At 68.3% G+C, this 6,730-nt stretch carries 7 protein-coding genes; 6 read left to right on the top strand and 1 reads right to left on the bottom strand.

Annotated elements, in window-relative coordinates; translation table 11 throughout:
• Positions 1 to 219: 219 nt before the first annotated feature.
• Complete coding sequence (serS, locus tag ACFR9S_RS04270) at positions 220 to 1,596, top strand: serine--tRNA ligase (RefSeq protein ID WP_379731457.1); 1,377 nt, start codon at positions 220 to 222, stop codon at positions 1,594 to 1,596.
• Positions 1,597 to 1,599: 3 nt separating this feature from the next.
• Here the strand turns inward: serS and ACFR9S_RS04265 are convergent, their stop codons facing one another.
• Positions 1,600 to 1,953, bottom strand: a complete 354-nt coding sequence (locus ACFR9S_RS04265; RefSeq protein WP_379731458.1) for a nuclear transport factor 2 family protein — start codon at positions 1,951 to 1,953, stop codon at positions 1,600 to 1,602.
• 77 nt (positions 1,954 to 2,030) lie between these two features.
• Here ACFR9S_RS04265 and ACFR9S_RS04260 point away from each other — a divergent pair, with 77 nt between their 5' ends.
• From ACFR9S_RS04260 to ACFR9S_RS04240, 5 genes are all read left to right on the top strand, one after another.
• Positions 2,031 to 2,528 (top strand): DUF367 family protein, encoded by a 498-nt coding sequence (locus ACFR9S_RS04260; RefSeq protein ID WP_379818126.1) that lies wholly within the window; start codon positions 2,031 to 2,033, stop codon positions 2,526 to 2,528.
• A gap of 103 nt (positions 2,529 to 2,631) precedes the next feature.
• The gene (locus ACFR9S_RS04255) at positions 2,632 to 3,642 is read left to right on the top strand and encodes an ABC transporter ATP-binding protein (RefSeq protein WP_379818125.1); all 1,011 of its coding nucleotides are present in this window, start codon (positions 2,632 to 2,634) and stop codon (positions 3,640 to 3,642) included.
• Positions 3,639 to 4,409 (top strand): ABC transporter permease, encoded by a 771-nt coding sequence (locus ACFR9S_RS04250; RefSeq protein WP_379731461.1) that lies wholly within the window; start codon positions 3,639 to 3,641, stop codon positions 4,407 to 4,409. The genes ACFR9S_RS04255 and ACFR9S_RS04250 overlap by 4 nt, the downstream gene beginning before the upstream one ends.
• A 57-nt stretch (positions 4,410 to 4,466) precedes the next feature.
• Positions 4,467 to 5,636: a CBS domain-containing protein gene (locus ACFR9S_RS04245; RefSeq protein ID WP_379731462.1), complete on the top strand. Its 1,170-nt coding sequence runs from the start codon at positions 4,467 to 4,469 to the stop codon at positions 5,634 to 5,636.
• Between the two features lie 71 nt (positions 5,637 to 5,707).
• Positions 5,708 to 6,673 (top strand): NOG1 family protein, encoded by a 966-nt coding sequence (locus ACFR9S_RS04240; protein ID WP_379731463.1) that lies wholly within the window; start codon positions 5,708 to 5,710, stop codon positions 6,671 to 6,673.
• Positions 6,674 to 6,730 lie beyond the last annotated feature (57 nt).

Raw genomic sequence — 6,730 nt, 5'->3', positions numbered from 1 at the left:
GCCGCGGGGGGAGGGGTGGGGACTCGGCGCTGCGCCGGGCTTCATGCCCGGCGCACTGCCGTCACAAGTGGTCTAGCACCGAGCTGCTGTTGCGGTTGCCGTTGCCGACGGCCCACAACCGTTTCCGTCGCACGTACCGCCCCAACAACCGACACTCGCGGCTGCCACTGGTTCCCATCGACCCGACACGGTTTTCCCGAATCACCGAGAAGCCCGCCCATGATCAGCCGACAGACGCTCCGGGAGGAGCCAGAGCGCGTCCGGGACGCGCTCGACTCGAAGGGCGTCGACGACGTGGACCTCGACGAGATCCTCGAGATCTACGACGAGTGGCGCGACCTCAAGGCCGAGGGCGACGACCTCCGCCACGAGCGCAACGAAGTCAGCCGAAAGATCGGCGAACTCAAACGCGAGGGCGAGGAGGAAGAGGCTCAGGAGGCGATCGACCGATCGAGCGAACTCAAGGAACGCCTCGAGGAGGTCGAAGACCGCGCCGACGAGCTCGAAAACGAACTCGAAGAGCGCATGATGCGCATCCCGATGCTCCCCGACGACGACGTGCCCCGCGGGGCAGACGAGAGCGAAAACGTCGAGCGCCGGCGCGAGGGGTTCGACGACCTGCGTGACCTGCCCGACGAGGTAACGCCGCACTACGACCTCGGTGAGGAACTGGACATCCTCGACTTCGAGCGCGGCGCGAAGGTCAGCGGCGGCGGCTACTACTTCGCGAAGGGCGAGGGCGCCCGCCTCGAACACGCGCTGATCCAGTTCTTCCTCGAGACCCACCGCGAGCAGGGGTACACCGACGTGTTCCCGCCGATCCCGGTCAACAGCCGGTCGATGGAGGGCACCGGCCAGTTCCCGAAGTTCACCGAGGACGCCTATCGGCTGGAGGGGAGCCACGACGAGCCGTACGACGACGACGACCTCTGGCTGCTCCCGACCGCGGAGGTGCCCGTCACGAACCTCCACCGCGACGAGATCCTGCTCGACGACGACCTGCCGCTGAAGTACCAGGCGTACTCGCCGAACTTCCGGCAGGAGGCCGGCGAGCACGGCACCGAAACCCGCGGAATCGTCCGCGTCCACCAGTTCAACAAGGTGGAGATGGTCAACTTCGTCCGGCCCGAGGAGAGCGACGAGCGCTTCGAGGGGCTGGTCTCGGAGGCCGAGTCGGTGCTGCAGGCGCTGGGGCTGCCCTACCGCATCCTCGAGATGTGTACGGGCGATCTGGGCTTCACGCAGGCCAAGAAGTACGACATCGAGGTGTGGGCGCCCGGCGACGACATGGCGGACGGTCCCGAGCAGGGCGGCCGCTGGCTCGAAGTCTCGTCGGTGTCGAACTTCCGTGATTTCCAGGCCCGCCGGGCGGGGATCCAGTACCGCCCCGAGCAGCACGAGTCGGCGGAGTACCTCCACACGCTCAACGGCTCGGGCGTCGCCGTCCCGCGCGTGCTGGTTGCGATCCTGGAGTACTACCAGAACGACGACGGCACCGTCGACGTGCCCGAACCGCTCCAGCCCTATATGGGCGGACAGGAGGTCATCGAGGGCCAGGAGCCGGTCGGCGAGAGCGCCGTCGGCGACGGGAACTGAGCGCTATTTCGTAAACGTTCGGAGATCGACGATCTCCCCGTTCTCCACGGTGAACAGGTCGACGAACGCGAGCAGTTCCTCGCCGTCTTCTCCGAACAGTCGGCCGTGTGCCGCGACCTCGCGCCCGCGGGCGTCGTCGCCGTCCTCGGTTTCGGGCAGGAACAGCGTGTCCACCGCGTGAACCGTGTCGGTCCGGGGGCGTTCGTCCATCATGAACGCGACGAACCGCTCGCGACCCTCGATAGTCCGGTCCGGGCGGTCGTGTCGGAACCCCGGCGCGAGCACGGCCGCGAGCCCGTCGGCGTCCATCGCGTCGACCGCCTCGTAGTAGCGTTCCACCGGATCAGTGTGGCTCATACCCCACGTCGGGCCAGCGGGGCCAAGAAGCCGCGGGTCTCCGGGGGGCATTTGTCGCTCGGGCGCCCAGCCGGGATGTGGACCTGCACGTCCGGTACGAGGGCGACGACGACCCCGAGAAGTGTACCGCCCGGAAGCTCTCGCGGTTCGACCTCGCCGAACTGCACCGCTCGGACCGCGCGACGCCGTACGGGGTCGTGCTCAACCCCCACGCCGAGCGCGCGCTCTCGCCCGCCGACCGCGAGGCCGCCGAGCACGCGCTGGTCGCGCTCGACTGCTCGTGGGAGTCCGCCGGCGAGAAGCAGTTCACCATCGACGGCGACCACCGCGCGCTCCCCTACCTCGTCGCCGCCAATCCGGTGAACTTCGGGAAGCCGATGCAGCTCACGACCGTCGAGGCGTTCGCCGGCGCGCTCGTGATTCTGGGCGAGAAGCCCCAAGCCGAGCAGATCCTCTCGAAGTTCACTTGGGGCGAGACGTTCCTCGAACTCAACGAGGAACCCCTCCAACGGTACTCGGAGTGCGAGGATTCGGCAGAGGTCGTCGAGATCCAGCAGGAGTATCTGGACCGATAAACCGCAGAGGGCGATATCGAATCTCTCTCGCGAGCCGATCGATCGTCTCCGGAGCCGTGCCGGCAGCTACTTCCGCCTTGAACGTTTATTCAGCCGCGTTCACATGGCGGCGATACAGGTCGACGGCCTCACCAAGCGCTTCGGTGAGACCGTCGCGGTGGACGACCTCTCGTTCACCGTCGAGGACGGGGAACTGTTCGGCTTGCTCGGTCCCAACGGCGCGGGCAAGTCGACGCTGATCAACATGCTCGTGACGCTGCTCGGACCAAGCGAGGGAACCGCGACCGTCGACGGGCACGACATCGTCGACGACACCGCGGCGGTCCGCAACAGCATCGGGATCGTGTTCCAGGAGCAGGCGCTCGACGAGGAACTGACGGGCGCGGAGAACCTCGCCTTCCACTCCCGGCTCTACGGCCAGTCCGCGGGCGAGCGCGAGGAGCGGATCGACGAGATCCTCGACCTCGTGGGGCTGGACGACGAGCGCGACGACCCGGTCGGCACCTACTCCGGCGGGATGAAGCGCCGGCTGGAGATCGGCCGCGGGCTACTCCACGAGCCGGCCGTGCTGTTCCTCGACGAGCCGACCTCCGGGCTCGACCCGCGGACGCGCCGGGACTCCTGGGAGTACATCCGCCGGCTCAACGAGGAGGCCGGCGTCTCCGTCGTGCTGACGACTCACTACATCGAGGAGGCCGAACAGATCTGTGACCGCGTCGCGGTCGTCGACGACGGAGAGATCGCCGCGATCGACTCCCCCGGCGCGCTCACGGAGTCGATCGGCGGCGACGTGGTCAGCCTCGAACTCGACGGTTCTACGGCGACGCTCCGGGACCGGCTCGCCGCGCAGTCGTGGGTGTCGGAGTTCTCGACCGCCGACGGCGGACTGCGCGTCACGGTCGATCACGGCCGGCAGCGGATCGCGGATCTCGTCCGGCTGGCCGACGACGCCGGCGTCCCGGTCACCGCCGTCGACGTGCGCGAGCCAAACCTCGAAACCGCGTTCCTCTCGCTGACGGGGGCGACGATGGCCGAGCGCGAAGCTGACGAAGCCGACAGCGCGGCGTCGGACGACGGTGAGGCGGTCGTCGGCGCCGCCGGGGGTGACCGATGAAGCGCGTCGGCCCGCTGGCGATCTACGCGCTCTGGCTCCGGGACGTGAAGCGGTTCGCCCGGACGCCCTCCCGGATCGTCGGCTCGATCGCGATGCCACTACTGTTCCTCGTCTTCCTCGGCTTCGGCTTCAGCGGCGCGGCGATCCCCGGGCTGCCCGAGGGCGTCGACTACCTCCAGTACCTCGTCCCCGGGATGGTCGGGTTCACGATGCTCTTCGGCGCCTCCTTCGCCGGGATGTCGATCCTCGCGGATCAGGAGGTCGGCTTCCTGAAGGAAATCCTCGTCGCGCCCGTCAGCCGTACGTCGATCGTGCTCGGGCGGATCGCCGGCGGGTCGACGACCGCGCTGGTGCAGGCGGCGCTGATCCTCCTGCTGTCGATCCCGCTGGGGTTCGAGATACGCAGCCTGCTGGCGCTGCCCGTGGCGCTCGTCGTGCTGCTGTTGATCGCGACGACGTTCGTCGGCTTCGGCGTCGCGCTGGCGTCGCAGTTCAGCGACAGCGAGGGGTTCGGGCTGGTCGTCCAGTTCGTCATCTTCCCGATCTTCTTCCTCTCGGGCGCGATCTACCCGATATCGAGCCTCCCCGACCCGGTGGGAGCGATCGCGCTCGCGAACCCGCTGACCTACGGCGTCGACGGCCTCCGCGCGGTGCTTGTGGGGAGTTCGACGTACCCGCTCACGCTGGATCTCGGCGCGCTCGTGGTCTCCTCGATCGTCACCGTCGCGATCGGCACGTACCTGTTCGAACGCGTCGAGGCCGTGTAGCGGCGAGCGGTTCGGCTGACCAGTCGTTTTACCTGCGCTGGCGCGCTACCGTTTCCCATGGCGAGCTTCCAGATCGGGCGGATCTACGGCATCCCGATCAAGATCGACGTGACGTTCCTGCTGGTGCTGCCGCTGTTCGCGTGGGTGATCGGCTCCCAGGTCGGCTTCTGGGTCGAGATTCTGGGCATCCTCCCGTCGGACGTGCCCGGGACGGCGCCGCTGACCGAGGGGAACACCCCCTGGATACTGGGCGCGGCGTCGGCGATCGGCCTGTTCGTCGGGGTGTTGCTCCACGAACTGGGCCACTCGCTGGTCGCGATGCGCTACGGCTTCGAGATCGACTCGATCAAGCTCTGGCTGCTCGGCGGCGTCGCCCAGTTCACGGAGATGCCCGAGGACTGGAAACAGGAGTTCTCGGTCGCCGTCGCGGGGCCGATCGTGAGCGTCGCGGTCGGGGTGGTCTCCTACGCGGCGTTCGTCGCGACGCCCGGGAGCCTCCCGGCCGTGCAGTTCGTGTTCGGCTACCTCGCACTGGTGAACGTCATGCTCGCGGCGTTCAACATGCTGCCGGGGTTCCCGATGGACGGCGGCCGCGTGCTGCGGGCGTTGCTCGCGCGGAACCGCTCGCACGTCCGCGCGACCCAGATCGCGGCGACGGTCGGCAAGGGGTTCGCGGTGCTGCTCGGCTTCGCGGGGCTGATCGGCTTCGACTTGATCCTCGTCGCGGTCGCCTTCTTCATCTACATCGGGGCCTCCGGCGAGGCCCAGCGCACCGCGCTGAAGGCGGCGTTCGAGGGCGTGACCGTCCGGGAGATCATGACGCCCGCCGAAGAGCTACAGACCGTCGACGAGGAGACCACCGTTGCCGAACTCATCGGGCGCATGCTCCGCGAGCGCCACGTCGGCTACCCCGTGCTGCGCAACGGGGAGTTCGTCGGGATGGTCACGCTCGACGACACGAAATCCGTCCCGGAGGTCGAGCGCGACGCCTACCTCGTCGAGGACGTGATGAACTACGACGTTCCGACCCTCTCGCCCGACAGCGAACTGATGGACGCCCTCGACGCGATCCAGGCCCACCGCACCGGCCGGCTCCCCGTGACGGACGCGGAGGGGAACCTCGTCGGCCTGCTCTCCCAGACTGACCTCGTGATGGCGTTCAATATCTCCCAGACCAGCGGCGGGCTTGCGGGGCTGCGTGGGCGAGAGCTCCCGCGTCAGTCGTAGCTCGGGGCGGATCCAGTCGTTCCCCGAACGGACGCGTTTTTACGCGTTGGCCGGGTAGAACCCCGCAATCGATGACTTTCGAAGATCTACCGACCACGCCCCGGTCGGAGGAGCTCCTCGACAAGGCGTTCTCCCGGGCGTCGCGGACGGGGCGGGCGAAGGACCCCTACGAGGCACAGGAAGCGATGCTACGGACCGCCGGCAACATCCTCTCGGACAACCTCCAGAACGTGGCGGGCGCCTGGCCCGACTTCGACTACGTCGACCCGTTCTACTACGAGCTCGCCGACGCGATCGTCGACGTGGATCGGCTGCGACAGGCGCTCAGCGAGGTGACGTGGGCGGGCAACCAGATCGAACAGCTCCGCGACGAGTACGCCTCGAAGATCCGCAACAGCGACACCGACACCGCCCGGAAGCACCGCAAGCAGGCGTTCGCCCGGATGGCCGACATCGTCGAGGAGATCGAGGACGACCTGCTGGTCGTCGGCGAGGCCCGGGACGAGCTCAAGACGCTGCCGGACATCCGGCCCGACGAGCCCGCGATCGTCGTCGCGGGCTACCCCAACGTGGGGAAGTCCTCCTTCGTCAACGCGGTGACCAACGCGAGCAACGCGATCGAGTCCTACCCGTTCACGACGACGGCGGTCCACGTCGGCCACTTCGAGCGCGACCACATCCGCTACCAGATCGTCGACACGCCGGGGCTGCTCGACCGCCCCGAGGACGAGCGCAACGACATCGAGGCCCAGGCCGTCTCCGCGCTGCGCCACCTCGCCGACGCCGTGCTGTTCGTCGTCGACGCCTCCGGGAACTGCGGCTACCCGCTGGACGCCCAACTCGAACTCCGGAACGAACTCGACGAGCGCTTCGACGCGCCGGTCGTGACAGTCTGCAACAAGTCCGACGTGTCGACCGACGTGGAGGCCGACGCCTACATGAGCGTGGCCGAAGGCGAGAACATCGAGGGGGTGCTCGACCGCCTCGTCGCGGCCGTCGACTGGGAGCCCGACATCCCGCCCTCGCGCAACGCCTGAGCCGTCGCCGAGCCGTCGCCGCCCGCCGTCTCGACGGCGGTGTACCGCACCGCGACC

This window comes from Halolamina salina (genome assembly GCF_042678005.1).
Taxonomy (GTDB): domain Archaea; phylum Halobacteriota; class Halobacteria; order Halobacteriales; family Haloferacaceae; genus Halolamina; species Halolamina salina.
This window is presented reverse-complemented; position numbering and strand designations above follow the sequence as displayed.

Coding starts and splice junctions, on each gene's coding strand:
- serS (WP_379731457.1), top strand. CDS start 220: ATGATCAGCCGACAGACGCTCCGGGAGGAGCCAGAGCGCGTCCGGGAC.
- ACFR9S_RS04245 (WP_379731462.1), top strand. CDS start 4,467: ATGGCGAGCTTCCAGATCGGGCGGATCTACGGCATCCCGATCAAGATC.
- ACFR9S_RS04250 (WP_379731461.1), top strand. CDS start 3,639: ATGAAGCGCGTCGGCCCGCTGGCGATCTACGCGCTCTGGCTCCGGGAC.
- ACFR9S_RS04265 (WP_379731458.1), bottom strand. CDS start 1,953: ATGAGCCACACTGATCCGGTGGAACGCTACTACGAGGCGGTCGACGCG.
- ACFR9S_RS04255 (WP_379818125.1), top strand. CDS start 2,632: ATGGCGGCGATACAGGTCGACGGCCTCACCAAGCGCTTCGGTGAGACC.
- ACFR9S_RS04240 (WP_379731463.1), top strand. CDS start 5,708: ATGACTTTCGAAGATCTACCGACCACGCCCCGGTCGGAGGAGCTCCTC.